The organism is Pseudomonas sp. H2_D02 (genome assembly GCF_054677635.1).
Genome location: NZ_CP162816.1, coordinates 1,612,753 through 1,632,809 on the forward strand (window position 1 = coordinate 1,612,753; position 20,057 = coordinate 1,632,809).

15 protein-coding genes and 1 pseudogene are annotated in these 20,057 nt (G+C 60.6%); 10 read left to right on the forward strand and 6 right to left on the reverse strand.

The genetic code is table 11. The annotated features are described in order from the left end of the window. Positions 1-286 precede the first annotated feature (286 nt). From AB4N42_RS07370 to AB4N42_RS07380, 3 genes are read left to right on the forward strand one after another with little or no spacing between them, the layout of a single operon-like run. Positions 287-1,726, forward strand: coding sequence for a cytochrome ubiquinol oxidase subunit I (locus AB4N42_RS07370; protein WP_030140313.1), 1,440 nt, complete (start codon positions 287-289; stop codon positions 1,724-1,726). A gap of 3 nt (positions 1,727-1,729) precedes the next feature. Beyond that, on the forward strand, positions 1,730-2,737 hold the full coding sequence (cydB, locus tag AB4N42_RS07375) for a cytochrome d ubiquinol oxidase subunit II (protein ID WP_030140312.1): 1,008 nt from the start codon (positions 1,730-1,732) through the stop codon (positions 2,735-2,737). A 21-nt stretch (positions 2,738-2,758) separates the two neighbouring features. Continuing rightward, on the forward strand, positions 2,759-2,923 hold the full coding sequence (locus AB4N42_RS07380; RefSeq protein WP_080628560.1) for a DUF2474 domain-containing protein: 165 nt from the start codon (positions 2,759-2,761) through the stop codon (positions 2,921-2,923). Positions 2,924-2,929: 6 nt separating this feature from the next. On the opposite strand, the gene AB4N42_RS07385 is transcribed toward AB4N42_RS07380, so the two are convergent. Both AB4N42_RS07385 and AB4N42_RS07390 read right to left on the reverse strand, forming a co-directional pair. After that, complete coding sequence (locus AB4N42_RS07385) at positions 2,930-4,054, reverse strand: methyltransferase (RefSeq protein ID WP_460116035.1); 1,125 nt, start codon at positions 4,052-4,054, stop codon at positions 2,930-2,932. A 180-nt stretch (positions 4,055-4,234) separates the two neighbouring features. Beyond that, positions 4,235-4,945, reverse strand: coding sequence for an autoinducer binding domain-containing protein (locus AB4N42_RS07390; protein WP_460116036.1), 711 nt, complete (start codon positions 4,943-4,945; stop codon positions 4,235-4,237). 291 nt (positions 4,946-5,236) lie between these two features. On the opposite strand from AB4N42_RS07390, the gene AB4N42_RS07395 reads away from it, so the two are divergent. Further along, the gene (locus AB4N42_RS07395) at positions 5,237-6,013 is read left to right on the forward strand and encodes a ferredoxin--NADP reductase (protein ID WP_460116037.1); all 777 of its coding nucleotides are present in this window, start codon (positions 5,237-5,239) and stop codon (positions 6,011-6,013) included. A 45-nt stretch (positions 6,014-6,058) separates the two neighbouring features. On the opposite strand, the gene mscL is transcribed toward AB4N42_RS07395, so the two are convergent. Continuing rightward, complete coding sequence (gene mscL, locus AB4N42_RS07400) at positions 6,059-6,472, reverse strand: large-conductance mechanosensitive channel protein MscL (RefSeq protein ID WP_181289472.1); 414 nt, start codon at positions 6,470-6,472, stop codon at positions 6,059-6,061. Between the two features lie 312 nt (positions 6,473-6,784). On the opposite strand from mscL, the gene katB reads away from it, so the two are divergent. From katB to radA, 3 genes are all read left to right on the forward strand, one after another. Next, positions 6,785-8,299 carry a catalase KatB gene (gene katB, locus AB4N42_RS07405; RefSeq protein WP_410002290.1) on the forward strand — a complete coding sequence of 505 codons (1,515 nt, stop codon included), beginning with the start codon at positions 6,785-6,787 and terminating at the stop codon, positions 8,297-8,299. A 61-nt stretch (positions 8,300-8,360) separates the two neighbouring features. Beyond that, positions 8,361-8,909 carry an ankyrin repeat domain-containing protein gene (locus AB4N42_RS07410; protein WP_030140306.1) on the forward strand — a complete coding sequence of 183 codons (549 nt, stop codon included), beginning with the start codon at positions 8,361-8,363 and terminating at the stop codon, positions 8,907-8,909. A gap of 40 nt (positions 8,910-8,949) precedes the next feature. Further along, the gene (radA, locus tag AB4N42_RS07415) at positions 8,950-10,317 is read left to right on the forward strand and encodes a DNA repair protein RadA (protein ID WP_030140305.1); all 1,368 of its coding nucleotides are present in this window, start codon (positions 8,950-8,952) and stop codon (positions 10,315-10,317) included. Between the two features lie 189 nt (positions 10,318-10,506). Here the strand turns inward: radA and AB4N42_RS07420 are convergent, their stop codons facing one another. Then, positions 10,507-10,863 carry a PilZ domain-containing protein gene (locus AB4N42_RS07420; protein WP_217860379.1) on the reverse strand — a complete coding sequence of 119 codons (357 nt, stop codon included), beginning with the start codon at positions 10,861-10,863 and terminating at the stop codon, positions 10,507-10,509. 159 nt (positions 10,864-11,022) lie between these two features. On the opposite strand from AB4N42_RS07420, the gene AB4N42_RS07425 reads away from it, so the two are divergent. From AB4N42_RS07425 to yjiA, 3 genes are all read left to right on the forward strand, one after another. Further along, positions 11,023-13,089 (forward strand): carbon starvation CstA family protein, encoded by a 2,067-nt coding sequence (locus AB4N42_RS07425; protein ID WP_431144464.1) that lies wholly within the window; start codon positions 11,023-11,025, stop codon positions 13,087-13,089. Positions 13,090-13,104: 15 nt separating this feature from the next. Next, positions 13,105-13,302, forward strand: coding sequence for a YbdD/YjiX family protein (locus tag AB4N42_RS07430; RefSeq protein ID WP_003182142.1), 198 nt, complete (start codon positions 13,105-13,107; stop codon positions 13,300-13,302). A 323-nt stretch (positions 13,303-13,625) separates the two neighbouring features. Then, complete coding sequence (gene yjiA, locus AB4N42_RS07435; protein WP_460116038.1) at positions 13,626-14,594, forward strand: GTPase; 969 nt, start codon at positions 13,626-13,628, stop codon at positions 14,592-14,594. A 78-nt stretch (positions 14,595-14,672) separates the two neighbouring features. Here yjiA and glyA read toward each other — a convergent pair whose 3' ends face one another. Together glyA and AB4N42_RS07445 are read right to left on the reverse strand one after the other, a co-directional pair. Next, positions 14,673-15,926: a serine hydroxymethyltransferase gene (gene glyA, locus AB4N42_RS07440; RefSeq protein ID WP_030140299.1), complete on the reverse strand. Its 1,254-nt coding sequence runs from the start codon at positions 15,924-15,926 to the stop codon at positions 14,673-14,675. 160 nt (positions 15,927-16,086) lie between these two features. Further along, positions 16,087-19,937: pseudogene (locus tag AB4N42_RS07445) on the reverse strand (sensor domain-containing protein). Positions 19,938-20,057 lie beyond the last annotated feature (120 nt).

The window sequence follows — 20,057 nt, forward strand, 5'->3', positions numbered from 1 at the left end:
CCTGCAGGTTCGGGAAATCTGGATTTGGGGCTGGGTTTTGGCACTGAGACAACCTGTCACGCGACAAAAGACCACGCCGTCCATCGGTCGATATGCGACTACTCTTTGAGCATTGCTTGACCCAGGTCAATTCCCTTTCGGGGCGTTGTGCTGGCGGCCATCCGGCCAGAGTCCTGCGTTGTGACGGTTTAAAAAAGAACGATTTTAAAAGCATCGCACTCCATATCCCTGGGGGCTGTGGTGCAAGCCCCGCCCGCAGCCGGTTTTACCTGACAGAGGAAGACTTATGTTCGGTTTGGAGGCGCTCGATCTCGCCCGAATCCAGTTTGCGTTCACGATCTCGTTCCACATCCTGTTCCCGGCCATCACCATCGGCCTGGCGAGTTACCTGGCGGTACTCGAAGGCCTGTGGCTCAAGACGCGGGACGATACCTACCGCGACCTGTACCACTTCTGGTCGAAAATCTTTGCCGTCAACTTCGGCATGGGCGTGGTGTCCGGGCTGGTCATGGCGTATCAGTTCGGCACCAACTGGAGCCGTTTCTCGGACTTCGCCGGTGCTGTAACCGGGCCGCTGCTGACCTATGAAGTGCTCACGGCGTTCTTCCTCGAAGCGGGTTTCCTCGGTGTGATGCTGTTCGGCTGGAATCGCGTCGGCCGCGGCCTGCACTTCTTTTCCACCGTCATGGTGGCGATCGGCACGCTGATCTCGACGTTCTGGATCCTGTCCTCCAATAGCTGGATGCAAACCCCGCAGGGCTACGAAATCGTTGATGGGCGGGTCATTCCGGTGGACTGGCTGGCGGTGGTGTTCAACCCTTCGTTCCCGTTCCGGCTGATGCACATGTCGGTCGCGGCCTTTGTGGCCACGGCGTTTTTCGTCGGCTCATCGGCGGCCTGGCACTTGCTGCGCGGCCGCGACAATCCGGCCGTGCGCCGCATGTTGTCGATGGCCATGTGGATGGCCTTGCTGGTGGCGCCGGTACAAGCGGTCATCGGCGACTTCCATGGCCTCAATACCCTCAAGCATCAACCGGCGAAAATTGCCGCGATCGAAGGCCACTGGGAGAATGTCGGCGACGAGCCCACGCCGCTGATCCTGTTCGGCTGGCCCGACATGAAGGCAGAAAAAACCAAATACGCCGTGGAGATCCCGTACCTGGGCAGCTTGATCCTGACGCACTCCTTGACCGATCAAGTGCCGGCCCTCAAGGAGTTCCCGCCTGAGGACCGGCCGAATTCGACCATTGTGTTCTGGTCGTTCCGGGTCATGGTGGGCCTGGGTTTCCTGATGATCTTCACCGGCCTGTGCAGCCTCTGGTTGCGTCGCGGTCACCGGCTCTATCAGTCCAGACCCTTCCTGCATTTGGTGCTGTGGATGGGGCCGTCCGGACTTATTGCGATTCTGGCGGGCTGGTTCACTACGGAGATCGGGCGTCAGCCGTGGGTGGTCTACGGCTTGATGCGCACCGCCGATGCTTCGTCCGGCCATAGCTTTGCGCAAATGAGTTTCACCCTGGTCATGTTCGTGGTGGTGTATTTCGCCCTGTTTGGCGCGGGCCTGAGCTACATGATGCGCCTGGTGCGCAAGGGCCCGGTGGCCCACGAAGCCGAGCCGACCGATGGTGGCCCTGGCCAGAAACGCACCCCGGCCCGTCCATTGTCGGCGGCCAACGAAGGCGACGACGAAGTGGACCACAACGACAGCTCGCACAAGGGGAATTGAGTCATGGGTATTGATCTTCCGCTGATCTGGGCCGTGGTCATCATCTTCGGCATCATGATGTACGTAATCATGGACGGCTTCGACCTGGGCATCGGCATTCTCTTCCCCTTCGTCAAGGGCGAGCGCGACCGCGACGTGATGATGAACACCGTCGCGCCGGTCTGGGACGGTAACGAAACCTGGCTGGTGCTGGGCGGCGCCGGGCTGTTCGGGGCGTTCCCGCTGGCCTATTCGGTGGTGCTCTCGGCGTTGTACCTGCCGCTGATCCTGATGCTCATCGGCCTGATCTTCCGGGGCGTGGCGTTCGAGTTTCGCTTCAAGGCCAGGGCCGAGAAGCGGCACTTGTGGGACAAGGCGTTCATCGGTGGTTCGCTGACGGCGACGTTCTTCCAGGGCGTTGCGCTGGGGGCGTTCATCGACGGCTTCGAGGTGGTCAATCGCCAATACGCTGGCGGCTCCCTGGACTGGTTCACGCCATTCACGATGTTCTGTGGCCTGGCGCTGATTGCCGCCTACGCCTTGCTCGGCTGTACCTGGCTGATCATGAAGACCGAAGGCAAATTGCAGGAACAGATGCACGATCTGGCGAGGCCGCTGGCCTTCGTGGTACTGGCGGTGATCGGCATCGTCAGTATCTGGACGCCGCTGGCCCACGCCGATATCGCGGCCCGCTGGTTTACCCTGCCGAACCTGTTCTGGTTCCTGCCGGTACCGATCCTGGTGCTCGTGACCATGTACGGGTTGTTCCGCGCCGTGGCCCGCAATGCCAACTACACGCCATTCATCCTGACGCTGGTACTGATTTTCCTCGGCTACAGCGGCCTGGGCATCAGCCTGTGGCCGAACATCGTGCCGCCGTCCATTTCGATCTGGGACGCCGCGTCACCGCCACAGAGCCAGGGCTTCATGCTGGTCGGCACGTTGTTCATCATTCCGTTGATCCTGGTGTACACCTTCTGGAGCTACTACGTGTTCCGCGGCAAGGTGACCCATGACGACGGCTACCATTGATCGACCTGCGAGGTGCCGAGCATGGCCAAGCCTGACTTGAAGGACATCGAGGCCGCTGAGAAAAAACCGTTATGGCAGCGGCTCGGTTGGCTGGCGGTGATTTGGGCTGGCAGTGTGCTGGCGCTGTTTGTGGTCGCCAGCCTGATGCGGATGTTCATGAACGCAGCGGGGCTGACGACTCACTGATCCAGCCTATTTGCGAGCCTTGAGAATCACGAACTTCGGCGTGGCGGCCACTTGCTCGACGCCCCGAAACAGGCGCGCCAGCTTGCTGTGGTAGCCCAGGTGCCGGTTGCCGACGATGTACAGGGCGCCGCCGACCACCAGCGCTTCGCGGGCTTGCTGGAACATGCGCCAGGCGAGGAAGTCGCCCACCACTTGCTGCTGGTGGAAGGGCGGGTTGCACAGCACCACATCCAGGGACTGCGCTTCTTGCCCGGCCAAGCCGTCTCCCGCCCTCACGACAACTTCGCGCTCACCCAGGGCGGCCCGCCAGTTTTCGGCGGCCGATTGCACGGCCATGTATGACTCGTCCACCAGGGTGTAGCGAGCGTCCGGGTTTGCCAGGGCGCTGGCGATGGCCAGCACGCCGTTGCCGCAACCCAGGTCCGCGACCCGCGCCGAGCCCAGGTTTTTTGGCAGGTGCGGCAGGAAGGCACGGGTGCCGATGTCCAGCCCTTCGCGACAGAACACGTTGGCGTGGTTGAGCAGCTCGATTTTCGGCTCGTCCAAGCCATAACGCGTGGGATAAGGGGAGGTGGCCGGTGGCTTGGCTTGTGGCGTGGCAATCAACAGGCGAGCCTTCTTGACCGCCAGCGAGGCCTGGACGGGGCCGATGTAACGTTCCAGCAACTCACCGGCGGCCCGGGGCAGATGCTTGACCATCGCCGCGGCAATGACTTGCGAACCTGGCGCCAGTTGGCCTTGCAGCCGGATCAGTTGTTCCTCCAGCAGGGCCAGGGTCTTGGGGACTTTCACCAGCACTCGGTCGAAGGGGCCGGCCACCGGTTCACTGGCGGGCACGGTCGGCACCGCATCGAAGGGCAGGCCGTTGCGTACCAGGTTTTTCTCCAATGCCTGGAAGGCCAGGAACGAGTCCCCGCTGCTGGTGACCTGCACTTTGCCGGTAAGGCTGGCAGCCAGGGCGCCGAAGCTGTCATTGAGTACCAACACGTGGGTACCGGCGCACGGTTGTTGCTCGGCCAGGTACGCAAGCAGGTATTCGTCGGCCGCGTCGAAAGCCTGCAGCGGTTCGTTCTGCTGTTCGGGCTGGCGGATCAGGTCGAGTTTGGCGAAGGGACTGTCAAGCAAAGGCATGGCTGGGACTCTGGCAAATCAACGAATGTCCCGCTGCCTGGTGGCAGGTGTGTCAGCGGGGCCGCCTGAATGAACTGCGTCGCGTGGTAGGCGCGTCATCATTCAAGTGGAGCCGCGAATGTTACGTTTTTTCGCAAGGCATTACTCGCGGGTTTTCAGGTTCGCAACCTGACCCGCTGTTCAAATCACGTGAGTATGGGCCGCCTTGGCCACCGCCGAGATTTTATTGGTCACGTTCAATTTGCGCATGCAGCTACACACATGGAAGTTCACGGTGCGTTCGGAAAGGCAAAGGATCCTGCCGACTTCCGAGGCGGTCTTGCCTTCGGCGGACCATCTCAATACTTCAATTTCGCGAGGCGAGAGAGGACATGTCTTTGGCGAAGGCAGCCTGGCCAATTTTTTGCTCGCCAGCGTATGCAGCTTCTGGCTGGCAAAAATGGCGTAGCCGAGGTTCCCATAATGCTCTTCTGCGTCAATACGGCAATGAGTCCTGGCGAGGCTGAACAAGCTGTAGCAAGAACTCTTTTCATCATGGACAGCTTGGGTCCAGCCATACCTGAGGCCCTGTCGAACTAAGTCCTCCCGCAACTTGGGGGCTTCGGAAAAAACATGTTCGTCCCATAGAATAGGCAGAGCGGATTGATTGCAGTGCGCCACTAGTGGATCGTTAGCAGCGTAACCATTTTGTTCATAGAGCCTGTCCCATCCATAAGGATAATTATTGAGGTTTATCTTGCTGGCACATCGACCTGGCAGTCCTGAATAAGCTGTAAAGGCACAGTATTCAAAGCCCTGATTATTAAAGAAATTCATGACCAGGCGATAGGCTTTTTGCAAGTCCTGTTCACACGATAGTTTTCTTAGTTGCAAATCTTTCCATTCGTCCATCGCATTCTCCTGGGGTGACATACCGCGAAGCGGATCCAATCGGTGATGCGAGAAAGAGTGTAGGACTTATCCTACGCTCTAGTTAGAATTTTTTCTTTTCACTTGTACTTGTTGCTACTAAATAACTCACGGCTATTTCGTTTTTTCGATACATGATTTTAGTTCTGTATAACTCTGCTAGAAGATTTTTCCCGGCAGGACCTGAGTTGATAGCTTAATGCTATCCTTCTTCTCGGTGGTTAACGTGGCGACTTTGCGGGACACTAGAGTCTTGTCCCATTGGAGTCGCCCATGACTGACAGCGCAGAAAAGTTTACCCGCCAGACGCTGATCGACGTGCAACCCCTGACGCCTCATCTGTTTACATTGCGTACCACCCGAGATCGCGGCTTTCGCTTTCGGGCAGGCCAGTTCGCCCGGCTTGGGGTCGTCAAGGCGGACGGTACGACCGTGTGGCGCGCCTATTCCATGGTGTCGTCACCCTTTGACGAATTCCTCGAGTTTTTTTCCATCGTCGTCCCGGACGGAGAGTTCACCAGCGAGCTCAGCCGCCTCAAGCCCGGTGATTGTCTATTGGTCGAACGCCAGGCCTTTGGTTACCTGACCCTGGACCGTTTCGTGGATGGACGGGACTTGTGGCTTTTGTCCACGGGCACCGGCGTTGCGCCGTTTCTCTCAATCCTCCAGGACTTCGAGGTCTGGGAAAAATTCGAGCGAATCATCCTGGTCTATAGCGTTCGCGAAGGACGGGAGCTGGCCTATCAGGCGTTGATCGAAGGGTTGACCCAGCGTGATTATCTTGCCGAATACGCCCATAAGTTTCGGTTCATTCCAACGGTCACCCGCGACCAGCATCCGGCCGCGTTGAATGGGCGAATCACCACGCTGATTGAAAATGGCGAATTGGAGCGAGCCGCCAATGTCACGCTGACGCCGGAGCACTCGCGCGTCATGCTGTGCGGCAATCCGCAAATGATCGACGACACACGCAAGCTGCTCAAGGCCAAGGGCCTGCAACTGAGCCTCACTCGCCGGCCTGGGCAGGTGGCGGTGGAAAACTACTGGTAAGGAAAATGGCGTCCAGTGGACGCCATTTTTTATTTGCGTGAATGCTCAGGGCCGTTCGTTTTGGGCCTTGAGCAGGTCGCGAATTTCGCTCAGCAATTGTTCTTCCTTGGTGGGGACGGGGGGCGCGCTCGGGGCAACGGCCTCTTCGCGCTTGAGGCGGTTGATGGCCTTGACGCCCATGAAAATGGCGAACGCGACGATGATGAAGTCCACCATGCTCTGGATGAACTTGCCGTAGGCCAGCACGACGGCCGGCGTATCGCCTTGGGCGGCCTTGAGTGTGATGGCCAGGTCGCTGAAGTCCACCCCGCCGATCAAAAGGCCGATCGGAGGCATGACCACGTCACCCACGAATGACGAAACAATCTTGCCAAAAGCGGCACCGATGATAATCCCGACGGCCATGTCGACGACATTGCCTTTGACCGCGAAGGCCTTGAACTCGCTTAGCACGCCCATGAGTTATTCCTTGTGACAGATAAGTAGGTACCCGCAGTGTAAGCCAGCCAAACGTGGATCGCTCGACATGCCTGCTTACATTTGCTGGCCTGTTTATCGACTCGGCAGCCTGTGAAAAGTTTACAAAGTGCCACCAATCGCGCGTGATACGCGGTTTCAGCCCGATTCCCTACACCGTTTTTTCTATCAATGCGGTATGGCATTTCTATTTAGGTTTTGGATTTTCGGGCACTAGCCTCTGAAAGGCGCACATGGATGCGCTCTATAAAATCAGAGGAAACGCCAATGAACATTTCCCCAGGCCTCGGCGCCATGTCCGGTCGTCGCTCACTTGTTGTGCTCACCGCCAGCCTGTTTTCCCTGTCCGTCAATGCCGCCACCTTGACCCGCGACAATGGCGCGGCGGTAGGCGACAACCAGAACTCGCAAACCGCAGGCCCCAATGGCCCGACCTTGCTGCAGGATGTGCAACTTATCCAGAAGCTCCAGCGTTTTGACCGTGAGCGCATCCCCGAGCGTGTCGTGCATGCCCGTGGTACCGGGGCCCATGGCGAATTTACTGTCTCCAATGACCTGAGCGACTTGACCAAGGCGAAGGTCTTCGCCGCTGGGCAAGTCACGCCGGTGTTCGTGCGCTTTTCCGCCGTGGTGCACGGCAATCATTCGCCGGAGACGTTGCGCGACCCTCGTGGCTTTGCCACCAAGTTCTATACCGCCGATGGCAACTGGGATCTGGTGGGTAATAACTTCCCGACATTCTTCATTCGCGACGCCATCAAGTTTCCCGACATGGTGCACGCGTTCAAACCTGACCCGCGAACTAACCTGGACGATGACTCCCGTCGTTTCGATTTCTTTTCCCATGTCCCGGAAGCGACTCGCACGCTGACAGAGCTGTATTCCAACTCCGGCACGCCAGCCAGTTATCGTGAAATGGACGGTAACGGCGTGCATGCTTACAAACTGATCAATGCCAAGGGCGAGATCAGTTATGTGAAGTTTCATTGGAAAAGTTTGCAGGGGCTGAAGAATCTCGACCCGAAAGAAGTCGTGAAAGTACAGGGGCAGGATTACAGCCACATGACCAATGACTTGGTCAGTCATATCAACAAGGGCAACTTTCCCAAGTGGGACTTGTACGTCCAGGTACTCAAGCCGCAGGACTTGTCCACGTTCGACTTCGACCCACTGGACGCCACCAAGATCTGGCCGGATGTGCCTGAGCGAAAAGTTGGACAAATGGTCTTGAATCGCAACCCGGCAAATGTATTCCAGGAAACCGAACAAGTGGCGATGGCGCCCGCCAACCTGGTGCCGGGCATTGAACCTTCGGAAGATCGCCTGTTGCAGGGCCGGGTGTTTTCTTATGCCGATACGCAAATGTACCGGGTCGGGCCGAACGCGTTGCAATTGCCCATCAACGCCCCCAAGGTCGCCGTCAATAACGGTAACCAGGACGGCGCGATGAATGCTGGCAGCAGCAGTACCGGCGTGAATTATCAGCCGAGCCGGCTGCTGCCACGTGAAGAGCAGTCCGCTGCGCGCTATAGCCAGACCGAGCTGACCGGCAGTACCCAGCAGGCGAAAATCCAGCGTGAGCAGAATTTCAAGCAGGCCGGTGATCTGTACCGTTCGTTCGGCAAGAAAGAGCGTGATGACCTGATCGAAAGTTTCGGCGGGTCATTGGCGACCACCGACGATGAGAGCAAGCACATCATCCTGTCGTTCCTCTACAAGGCTGACCCTGAATACGGCACCGGCGTGGCCCGTGTCGCCAAGGGCGATCTGGCGCGGGTCAAGGCGTTGGCCGAGAAGCTGAACGACTGATCCACCGGGGGGAGACGAGCTGGTCGGCTCCCCCTGTCTGGAATCGTATGGAGAGGCCACGATGCGTAAATTCCTTTTACTGATATTCGCCACTGGGTCATGGGCTGTGCTGGCTGATCAGGTTCCGCCCGCCGACACGGCCGGGGTGCGGGAACAGTTGCAAGACTATTATTTCGACGCCGCCCGCCGGGGCGATGTGCCGATGCTCAATACGTTCATAGAGGCCGGCTACTCGCTCGATACTCGCGACGAAAAGGGCTACACCGCGCTGATCCTGGCGGCTTATCACGGCCACGGGCCGGCGGTGGAACGGCTGCTGGCTGCCGGGGCGGATGCCTGCGCCCAGGACAAACGTGGCAACACGGCGCTGATGGGCGCCATTTTCAAGGGCGAAGTGCAGATCGCGCGGCGTTTATTGTCGACCGACTGCAGCCCCGACCAACGCAACGGTGCCGGACAGACTGCGGCGATGTATGCCGGCCTGTTCAAGCGCGATGAGTTGCTCGACGCCCTGAAGGCCAAGGGCGCCGACCTGGATGCCAGGGATCCGCTGGGCAATACCGCGGCTGGCCTGGCAAAGGGTGAAATCAGAATGCCGGCCCCGCAGTAAAGCCCGGCTGTTATCATCGCGGTTTTTACCCGGAGTTCAGATGGCCAAGGCAAAGCGCATGTACGGCTGCACCGAGTGCGGCTCGACCTTTCCCAAATGGGCTGGCCAATGCAGCGAATGTGGGGCCTGGAACACCCTGACCGAAACCATGGTGGAGAGCGGCGGGGCGGCGGCGCCTACCGGCCGCACCGGGTGGGCCGGCCAACAAGCGCAGATCAAGACCCTGGCCGAAGTCAGCGTCGAGGAAATCCCGCGCTTCTCTACCGCGTCCGGCGAGCTGGACCGTGTGCTGGGCGGCGGCCTGGTGGACGGTTCGGTGGTGTTGATTGGCGGCGACCCTGGCATAGGCAAATCCACCATCCTGCTGCAAACCCTGTGCAACCTCGCCACGCGCATGCCCGCCCTTTACGTGACCGGCGAAGAATCCCAGCAACAAGTCGCCATGCGCGCCCGGCGTTTGGGCTTGCCCCAGGATCAACTGCGGGTGATGACCGAGACTTGTATCGAAACGATCATCGCCACGGCGCGCCTGGAAAAACCCAAGGTCATGGTGATCGACTCGATCCAGACCATTTTCACCGAACAACTGCAATCGGCTCCGGGCGGCGTGTCTCAGGTACGCGAGAGCGCGGCGTTGCTGGTGCGCTACGCCAAGCAGAGCGGCACGGCGATCTTCCTGGTAGGCCACGTCACCAAGGAAGGCGCGCTGGCGGGGCCGCGCGTGCTGGAGCACATGGTGGACACGGTGTTGTATTTCGAAGGCGAATCCGATGGGCGCCTGCGTTTGCTGAGGGCGGTGAAGAACCGTTTTGGCGCCGTCAACGAGTTGGGCGTTTTCGGCATGACTGACCGGGGCCTGAAGGAAGTATCCAACCCTTCGGCGATTTTTCTGACGCGAGCCCAGGAGGAAGTGCCAGGCAGCGTGGTCATGGCCACCTGGGAAGGCACCCGCCCGATGCTGGTGGAAGTGCAGGCGTTGGTGGATGACAGCCACCTGGCGAACCCGCGCCGGGTCACCTTGGGGCTGGATCAGAACCGGCTGGCCATGCTGTTGGCTGTCCTGCACCGGCACGGCGGGATTCCTACGCATGACCAGGACGTATTCCTCAACGTGGTGGGCGGGGTCAAGGTGCTGGAGACCGCGTCCGACCTGGCATTGATGGCGGCCGTCATGTCCAGCCTGCGCAATCGACCGCTGCCCCATGATCTGTTGGTGTTTGGCGAAGTGGGGCTTTCGGGCGAAGTGCGGCCGGTGCCCAGTGGGCAGGAGCGGCTCAAGGAGGCGGCCAAGCACGGCTTCAAGCGCGCCATCGTGCCCAAGGGCAACGCGCCGAAGGAAGCACCGGCGGGGTTGCAGATTATTGCGGTGACACGCCTGGAGCAGGCGTTGGATGCGCTGTTCGAATAATGTCGAGACGGATGCAGGCCTCTGTGATGGAATTTTATCTGTGGCGAGGGGATTTATCCCCGCTGGGCTGCGGAGCAGCCCTGAACCTGACAACTCGGTGGGTCAGTTAGATTGGAGTTGCTTTTCTGAGGGGCTGCTGCGCAGCCCAACGGGGATAAATCCCCTCGCCACAGGAGGGCCGCGGCGTATTCAAATCTGGATCAGCGCCGCCAGTTCCCGCTCCAGTTCATCATGATCGGCCAGGTTCAGTTCTACCAATCGACGCAGGTGGGCGATGGAATCCAAGTCGATGTGCTCGCAGACGAAGCCCAGGTGACCATGGTCATCATGAGTCAACCTGACTTCCATCTTGACCTCCGCCTCGGGGCTCAGGTGGATGTCCGCCATGAACGGCTCCTCCGGATCTCCGAGCCAAGGCTGGGGCTTTTCGATCAGTAGCCCCTTGAGGGACAGATCCAGCAACTTCACCGGCCAGATGAACGGCCCCTGGCTCAGCTCGGTCTTGGCATGGAATTCAATTCGTACGAAGCGGCGGCGTTCGCTCATTACTCATTCCCCCTGATGATCCACTGACTATAGACCCAACTGGCGCGCCGTCGTTGCCGTTCGGTCAGTGGCCGACAAATGTCGGGGTATGGCCTTTGCGCGGGTTAGCGCTAAACTCCAGTGGCTGTCTTTCTTGTCCACCCTGGCCGGAATATAAAAATGAAAAACAATAATAGCCTGCTACGCCATCTGCCCTGGCTACTGCTGGCCGTCTTAGGAGCGTGCGCCTTGGGCGTCGTGGCCTTGCGCCGCGGAGAGCCGATCAACGCCCTCTGGATCGTCGTCGCGGCAGTCGCCATCTACCTGGTCGCCTACCGCTACTACAGCCTCTTCATCGCCAACAACGTGATGCAACTCGATGCGCGCCGGGCCACGCCTGCCGTGCTCAACAACGATGGCCTGGACTACGTCCCGACCAACAAACACATTCTTTTCGGCCACCACTTCGCGGCCATTGCTGGCGCGGGGCCGCTGGTCGGGCCGGTGCTGGCGGCGCAGATGGGCTATTTGCCCGGCACGCTCTGGCTGATCGCCGGCGTGGTGCTGGCCGGTGCGGTGCAGGACTTCATGGTCCTGTTCCTCTCCACCCGGCGCAACGGGCGCTCCCTGGGCGACATGGTGCGCGAGGAAATGGGCCGCATTCCCGGCACCATCGCGCTGTTCGGCTGCTTCCTGATCATGATCATCATCCTCGCGGTGCTGGCGCTGATCGTGGTCAAGGCCCTGGCCGAGAGCCCGTGGGGGATCTTCACGGTGATGGCGACCATCCCGATCGCGATGTTCATGGGCATCTACATGCGCTACATCCGCCCGGGCCGCATCGGTGAAATCTCGGTCATCGGCGTGCTGTTGCTGCTGGGTTCGATCTGGCTGGGCGGGCAAATCGCCGCCGACCCGGTCTGGGCCAAGGCCTTCACCTTCACCGGGATCCAGATCACCTGGATGCTGATCGGCTACGGTTTTGTCGCGGCGGTGCTGCCGGTGTGGCTGATCCTCGCGCCACGGGACTACCTGTCGACCTTCCTGAAGATCGGCACCATCGTCGCCCTGGCGATCGGCATCCTGGTGACCATGCCCGAGCTGAAAATGCCGGCGCTGACCCAGTTCACCGACGGCACCGGGCCGGTGTGGAAGGGCGGCCTGTTCCCGTTCCTGTTCATCACCATCGCCTGTGGCGCGGTCTCGGGCTTCCACGCGCTGATCTCCTCGGGCACCACGCCCAAGCTGCTGGATAACGAAACCAACGCTCGCTACATCGGTTACGGCGGCATGCTGATGGAATCCTTCGTGGCCATCATGGCGATGGTTGCTGCCTCGGTGATCGAACCGGGCGTGTACTTCGCCATGAACAGCCCGGCGGCGATCGTCGGCGGTGACGTGGTGGCCGTGGCCCAGACCGTCAGCAGCTGGGGTTTCGCAATCACCCCCGACGCGCTGCAAGCGGTGGCCAAGGACATCGGCGAGACCACCGTGCTGGCCCGTGCCGGCGGTGCGCCGACCCTGGCGGTCGGGATCGCGCAGATCCTGCACTCGGTGCTGCCGGGTGAAAACACCATGGCGTTCTGGTACCACTTCGCGATCCTGTTCGAAGCGCTGTTCATCCTCACCGCGGTGGACGCCGGCACCCGTGCCGGGCGCTTCATGCTCCAGGACCTGCTCGGCTCGTTCGTGCCTTCGCTCAAGCGCACCGAATCCTGGCCCGCCAACCTGATCGCCACCGCCGGCTGCGTCGCGCTGTGGGGCTACTTGCTGTACCAGGGCGTGATCGACCCGCTGGGCGGCATCAACACCTTGTGGCCGCTGTTCGGCATCTCCAACCAGATGCTGGCCGGTATCGCGCTGATGCTCGCCACCGTGGTGCTGATCAAGATGAAGCGCCAGCGCTACGTCTGGGTCACGCTGCTGCCGGCGAGCTGGCTGCTGATCTGCACCACCACCGCGGGCCTGATCAAGCTGTTCGACGCCAACCCGGCGATCGGCTTCCTGGCCCTGGCGCGCAAATACAACGATGCCCTGGCCGCCGGCCAGATCCTGGCCCCGGCCAAGAGCATCGAGCAGATGCAGCACGTGGTGTTCAACGCCTACACCAACGCAACGCTGACGGTGTTGTTCCTGTTCGTGGTCTTCAGCATCCTGTTCTACGCGCTCAAGGTCGGCATCGCCGCCTGGGGCACGAAAGAACGCACGGACAAAGAAGCGCCATTCCAGGCCGTGCCGGACGCTTGATAGGGGATTGCAACGATGTTCAATGACTTGAGTCGCCTCGGTAAATACCTCGGTCAGGCCGCCCGCCTGATGGTCGGCATGCCCGACTACGACAACTACGTCGAGCACATGCAAACCAAGCACCCGGACAAGCCGATGATGGACTACGAGGCGTTCTTCCGCGAACGCCAGGAGGCCCGTTACGGCGGCAAGGGTGGGCCGAAGTGCTGTTGAACTGAGTCTATCCCACAGTTGTTTTGGGCTGGTCTCAAGATTTGTGTACACCACCGTTCCCCTGTGGGAGCGAGCTTGCTCGCGAAAGCGGAGTGTCAGTCAACGATAATTCGGCTGACCTGACGCCATCGCGAGCAAGCCCGCTCTCACAGTTGTTTTTGGGTGGTTTCGAGATTTGCGTGCACACCGATTCCCCTGTGGGAGCGAGCTTGCTTGCGAAAGCGGTGGGTCAGTTAGCGATGATTTGACTGATCCACCGCTTTCACAAGCAGGCTCGCTCCCACAGGATCAGCTTTCTTTTCAGGTATCAAAGGAGATCCAGTTTGTCCTCTCCCATCCCGGTCACGATCCTCAGCGGCTTCCTCGGTGCGGGCAAGACCACATTGCTGCGTCATCTGCTCAAGGCCGAGCACGGCTTGAAAATCGCAGTGATCGAGAATGAATTCAGCGATGCCGGCATCGACACCCAACTGCTGGGTGACGAGCCGGTGCAAGTCATGACGCTGGCCAACGGCTGCGTGTGCTGCACCATTCACACCGACCTGACCAAAGCCCTTTACCTGTTGCTCGAACGGCTGGACAGCGGCGAGATCCACTTCGATCGTTTGGTGATCGAATGCACCGGCCTGGCCGATCCGGCCCCGGTGGCCCAGACATTTTTCATCGACGAAGACCTGCGCGAGCGTTACATCCTCGACGGAATCCTGACCTTGGTGGATGCCGCCCACGCTGATGTCCACCTGACCCAAACCATCGCCCAGGCCCAGGTCGGATTCGCCGACCGTCTGTTACTGAGCAAAACCGATCTGGTGGACTCAAGCCAGGTCGAGGCACTCGGTGAGCGCCTGGCTCGAATCAACCGGCGGGCACCGATCCGGGTGGTCGAGCATGGCAAGATCGATCTGGCCGAGTTGCTCGACATTCGTGGATTCAATCTCAATGCGGACTTGGGTACCGGGTTCAGCTTGCGACCGGTCGGCAAGGCAACCACGGGCGATCGCATCAGCAGCCTGGTGCTGCGTACTGACAGGGCGCTGGATATCGAAAAGCTCAGCGAGTTCATGAACCAGTTGCTCGAAGAGCACGGCAAGCAACTGCTGCGCTACAAAGGTGTGTTGAACATTGAGGGCGAGCCCCGTCGATTGGTGTTCCAGGGTGTGCTCAAACTGTACGGTTTTGATTGGGACACCGAATGGGCGCCGGGCGAAACCCGGGAAAGCGTGATGGTGTTCATCGCCGACGAACTGCCTGAAGAAAAGATCCGCGCCGGCTTCGAAGCCGCGCTCCGCTGAAAGCCAGCGCCTGCGGCATTCGTTTTCCAACGACAAAAAAACCGGCCACTGGGGCCGGTTTTTTTGTCGCAGCTGCTGTTAAGCGCCGTACACCGGCAGCTTCTTGCAGATGGCCTTGACCTTCTCACGCACGGCGTCGATCACCGCTTCGTTGTTCAGGTCCGCCAGGATGTCGCAGATCCAGCCGGCCAGTTCCTTGCACTCGGCTTCCTTGAAGCCACGAGTGGTCACGGCCGGGGTGCCGAAGCGCAGGCCCGAGGTGACGAACGGGGAGCGTGGATCGTTGGGTACCGAGTTCTTGTTGACGGTGATGAACGCTTTGCCCAGCGCTGCGTCAGCGTCTTTGCCGGAGATTTCCTGCTTGATCAGCGACAGCAGGAACAGGTGGTTCTCGGTGCCGCCGGACACTACGTCGAAGCCGCGTTCGATGAACACACCGGCCATGGCCTTGGCGTTCTTGACGACTTGCTGCTGGTACGCCTTGAACTCAGGTTGCAGGGCTTCCTTGAAGCAGATTGCCTTGGCGGCGATCACGTGCTCCAGCGGGCCACCCTGGGCGCCCGGGAAGACAGCGGAGTTCAGCTTCTTCTCGATGTCGGCGTTGGCGCGAGCCAGGATCAGGCCGCCACGTGGACCGCGCAGGGTCTTGTGGGTGGTGGTGGTCACCACGTCGGCGAACGGCACCGGGTTCGGGTACACGCCAGCGGCGACGAGGCCGGCAACGTGGGCCATGTCGACGAACAGGTAGGCACCGACCTTGTCGGCGATTTCGCGGAAGCGCGGGAAGTCGAGGACCTGGGAGTAGGCGGAGAAACCGGCCACGATCATTTTCGGCTTGTGCTCGAGGGCCAGGCGCTCGACTTCGTCATAGTCGATCAGGCCATTGCCGTCGATACCGTACTGGACGGCGTTGTACAGCTTGCCGGAGGAGGAAACGCTGGCGCCGTGGGTCAGGTGACCGCCGTGGGCCAGGCTCATGCCCAGGATGGTGTCGCCGGCCGACAGCAGCGCCAGGTACACGGCGGCGTTGGCTTGGGAACCAGCGTGTGGCTGGACGTTGGCGTAGTCGGCGCCGAACAGCTCCTTGGCGCGGTCAATGGCCAGTTGCTCGACCACATCGACATACTCGCAACCACCGTAGTAGCGCTTGCCTGGGTAGCCTTCGGCGTACTTGTTGGTCAGTACCGAGCCTTGAGCTTCCATCACCGCGGGGCTGGTGTAGTTTTCCGAAGCGATCAGCTCAATGTGCTCTTCCTGGCGCTGAGCTTCTTGCTCCATGGCGGCAAAGAGATCGGCGTCGTACTTGGCAATAGTCAAATCACGGCTGAACATGGCGGTCCTCAAGGATCGGGGCAGAAAAGGGGGGCATTCTACCTCAACCGGTTTTGGAAGGCATATGAAAGGAATTCAGCTTCAAGCTGCAAGCGACGAGCTACAAGCAGAAGCAGATTCGCGTTAGCTTGAAGCTTGCCGCTTGAAGCTCGCAGCTGCCTCAATCAATCATGAACAACGCATCATTGCTGAACTGCGCTTCGAACCGATTCGCCGGCATCGGGCGGCCGAACAGGTAGCCCTGGACCTCGTCGCAGCCGTGCTCGCGCAGGAAGTCCAGTTGCTCGTGGGTTTCGACGCCCTCGGCGATCACCGCGAGGTTGAGGCTGTGGGCCATGGCGATGATTGCCCGGGCGATCTGTGCGTCCTGCTCGCCGGACGGCAGGCCGTCGACGAAGGTGCGGTCGATCTTCAGCACGTCGATGGGGAATTGCTTGAGGTAGTTGAGCGACGAATAACCGGTGCCGAAATCATCGACGGCGATGCTAAGGCCGAGGTTTTTCAGCCCGGCAAGGATCTGCATTGCCTCGCTGACTTCGCGCATCAGGATACTTTCCGTGAGTTCCAGCTCCAGGCAGGCCGGCGGCAGGCCGGTGTTGCGCAGGATAGTGGCGATGCGCGTGCCCAACTGGCCGTCGGAGAACTGCCGGGCGGAAATGTTGACCGAGACTTTCGGCACCCGGACCTTGGCCTGGTGCCAGGTCCTGAGTTGCCGACAGGCTTCGGTGATGACCCAGTCGCCGACGTCCACCACCAGCCCGAGTTCCTCGAGTACGGGAATGAAGTCCCCCGGCGGCACCAGCCCGCGTCGCGGATGGCGCCAGCGCAGCAGGGCCTCGGCACCGGTCAGGCGTTTGCCATCGCCGCTGAACTGCGGTTGGTAATACAGCACGAACTCGTTCTGCTCCAGGGCATGGCGCAGGTCGCTTTCCAATTCCAGGCGCTCCAGGGCGCTGGCGTTCATGTCGGCCTGGTAGAACTGGAAGTTGTTCTTGCCGCGTTCCTTGGCGTGGTACATGGCCGTGTCGGCGTTCTTCATCAACTGGCTCAGTTCGTTGCCGTCCTGGGGACTCAGGGCGATGCCGATACTGGCGGTGACGAAGAATTCCCGGCCTTCCAGCACGAATGGCCGGACCAGGCTGGCGAGGATCTGCTCGGCCACGGTGATGGCCCGGTTCAAGGCCATTTCGCGGCTGGCGCGCGGTTGCAGCAGCAGCGTGAACTCGTCGCCGCCCATGCGCGCCACGGTGTCGTCGTCGGCCACGCAGCCGAGCAGGCGCGTGGCCATTTCCTTGAGCATGCGGTCGCCTAGGCGGCGTGGCCGAGGGAGTCGTTGATCGGCTTGAAGCGGTCCAGGTCGAGGAACATCAGCACGACCCAGGTCTTCTGCCGCTCCGCCGATTGCAGCGCGGTGTGCAGGCGATCCTGGAACAGCGTGCGGTTGGGCAGGTGGGTCAGGGCGTCATAATAGGCCAGGCGATGAATGCGCTGCTCGCTGGCCTTGCGCTCGCTGATGTCGCTGAAGAAGCACACGTAACTGGCCAGGTCGCCTTCGTCGTCCAGCACCGCCGTGATGCCGACCCAGGCCGGATAATGTTCGCCATTACGGCGCTTGAGCCAGACTTCGCCTTCCCAGGTGCTGTGCTGTTGCAGTTGCTTGAGCACGTAGCGCAAATGGGCTTCCTGCTGGTCGTCGACGGTGAGCATGTTGGGCAACTGGTCCAGGACCTGCGAGACGGCATAACCGCTGACGCGGCTGAAAGCCTCGTTGGCCTGGACGATATAGCCGGCAGGGTCGGTGATCAGGATCGCCGAGGTCGAATGTTCGAATACGGTGGCGGCCATGCGCAGGTCTTTTTCGGCTCGACGCTGTTGGCTGATGTCGCGGCCGACGCCGAGCACGCCTTCGAACGCGCCATGGTCGTCCCACACCAGCACCAGCCGCAGTTCGATTGGAATCTTGCGCCCATCGGCGCGCAGGCAGTCGAACAAAAACAGTTGGGTCTGCATCTGGTTGCGCAGTTCGGCCAGTTGGTCGGGCTTGTCGAGGGCCTTGCTGACCCGGTCCATCAGGCTATAGATGCCCGTCAGCTGCTGCGGATTGGCGATGGTCGACTGCCAGCCGTTCTGGAAAATCCAATCGGAGGTGTAGCCCAGCACCGCCTGGACCGACGGGCTGACATAGTTGAGCGAGAGCTTGCTGTCGGTGGAGAAAATCACGTCGCTGATGCTTTCGGCGAGCATCCGGTAGCGTTGCTCGCTGTCGCGCAGGGATTCGCTGGCCTCGATCTGCTCGGTGATGTCTTTTGCCACACCGATGATGCGTGTCACCTGGTCGTAGCGGTCCCGGGCCAGGGCTTGCTCACGAACCTCGAAGCGTCGCCATTTGCCGTTGCGATGGCGGAAGCGCAATTGGCATTGCAACAGTTGCGTATAGCCGCCGCGTCGCTGTTGCTGGCGCAGAAAGTGGTACTGGTCGGCGTCGTCGCTGTGCAGCAGGATTTCCCAGAAGTACTCGCCCATCTGGTGCAACTCGGTGCGGTCGTAGCCGAGCGTCTGCCCCAGGTGGTGGTTGCTGAAGATCATCCGCTGGCTGATGACGTCCTGTACATAAAGATGATCCGGAACGGTGCGTACCACATCGGACCAGAAACCTTCGCGTTCGAGCAGCGAGAGTTCGACCAGCTTGCGGCTGGTGATGTCGTTGATGCTCAGGATGACGGCGTTATAGTCGCGCTGTGTTTCCGGCAAGCGCAGGACCAGCCATAAATGCTGGTCTCGACCATGGGCGTCCTGCAACTTGATTTCCAGTTCCAGCTGCTTGTGCTCGTCGAGCAGTGCTTCGAGCAGTTTCGAACCGATGGGATTGTTGTCCCTCGGGCCGTTGCCGACCAGCAGTTGCCAGGCTTGTTCGCAGGAATCGACATTGAGCAGCTTCAAGGCCATCTGGTTGACTTCGGTGACGTGCACCTGCTGCTGCAACTGTCCGAGGTGCTGCGGGTCCTGCAGCCAGGCGCGCAACTGTTCGCCGTCCTGCAGGCCGGTCCGGGTGAAGAATGCCTTCAGGCCGGACAGGTCGAGCACGCAGAGGGCCACGCCGGTGCCCTCGAAAATGTCCTGGTAGCGACGGCGGCCTTCGTGCAATTGCCGCTGGCGTCGTCGCATGTTCAGCAGGGCGATCACCGGGAGCATCGAGAACGCCAGGCCCAGCAGGCATTTGCCGATGAAGGCCGGGAGCAGTTGTTCAAGCACCTGGCGCCGATCGAACAACCCGCGCAGTTGCCAGTCGCTGCTGCTCAGGGGCACGGTCAGCACGGTGTCGCTCAGGTCTTGGGAGGTCAGTTGGGTCGGGGTGGTCGAGGGCCGGCTTTCGTCGCGGCTGATGATTTGCTGGTTGAGACGGTTCTCCACCAGCCACAACGGTCGCAGGCCCGTGTCGGCCTGTTTGGTCAACGTCGAGAAGAAGCTCGGCGTCAGGCGCAGCGCCCAGTAACCACGACTGCTGCCGCTGGCCTGGTGCAGCAACAGGTGCACCACGGAGCCATCTTCGGCATTGCTGAAGTAGTGCGCCTGGGCACGGCTACGTCGTACCAGCTCGGCCAGGTAGTCGGCGTCCTGGCTGTCGGCATCGCTGTCACTGAGCACCCTGCCCGATGGGCTCAGCAACGCCAGGCTGCGCAATTGGGGCAATGATTGCTGAAGCTTGCGCAGCAGGGCCTGCTGTTCGTCGGCGGTTTGCGGTTGTTCGACGATCGGTAGCAGGTTAAGGGCGATTTGCGCGTTCAAGGCCATGTTCAGGCTGACTTGCGCGGCCAGGTCGGCGGTGTAGTCGATGGTGTATTGACGTTGTTGCTGCTGGGTTTCACGCAGCTGATCAAGCAACTGCCAGAAGAGCAGGCCCAGCAATAACAGGACCAGCGAGGCCAGCGCGCCCTTCAATGTTCCGCGCAGGGGGAGGCCAGGCACAGCTGTCGGTGCGCGTGGGGACGGAGGCGGCGTGACATTGGACAAGCTGTAATCCTGCGGTTTGCTGGACTGGCGCGACGGGCACTATAAGCCGGACGCCCGAAGGGCGGCTAGCATGCCTTGACTTGTGGCAAAGTGCCAGCCCTTGGCGGCTGGACCTGGACC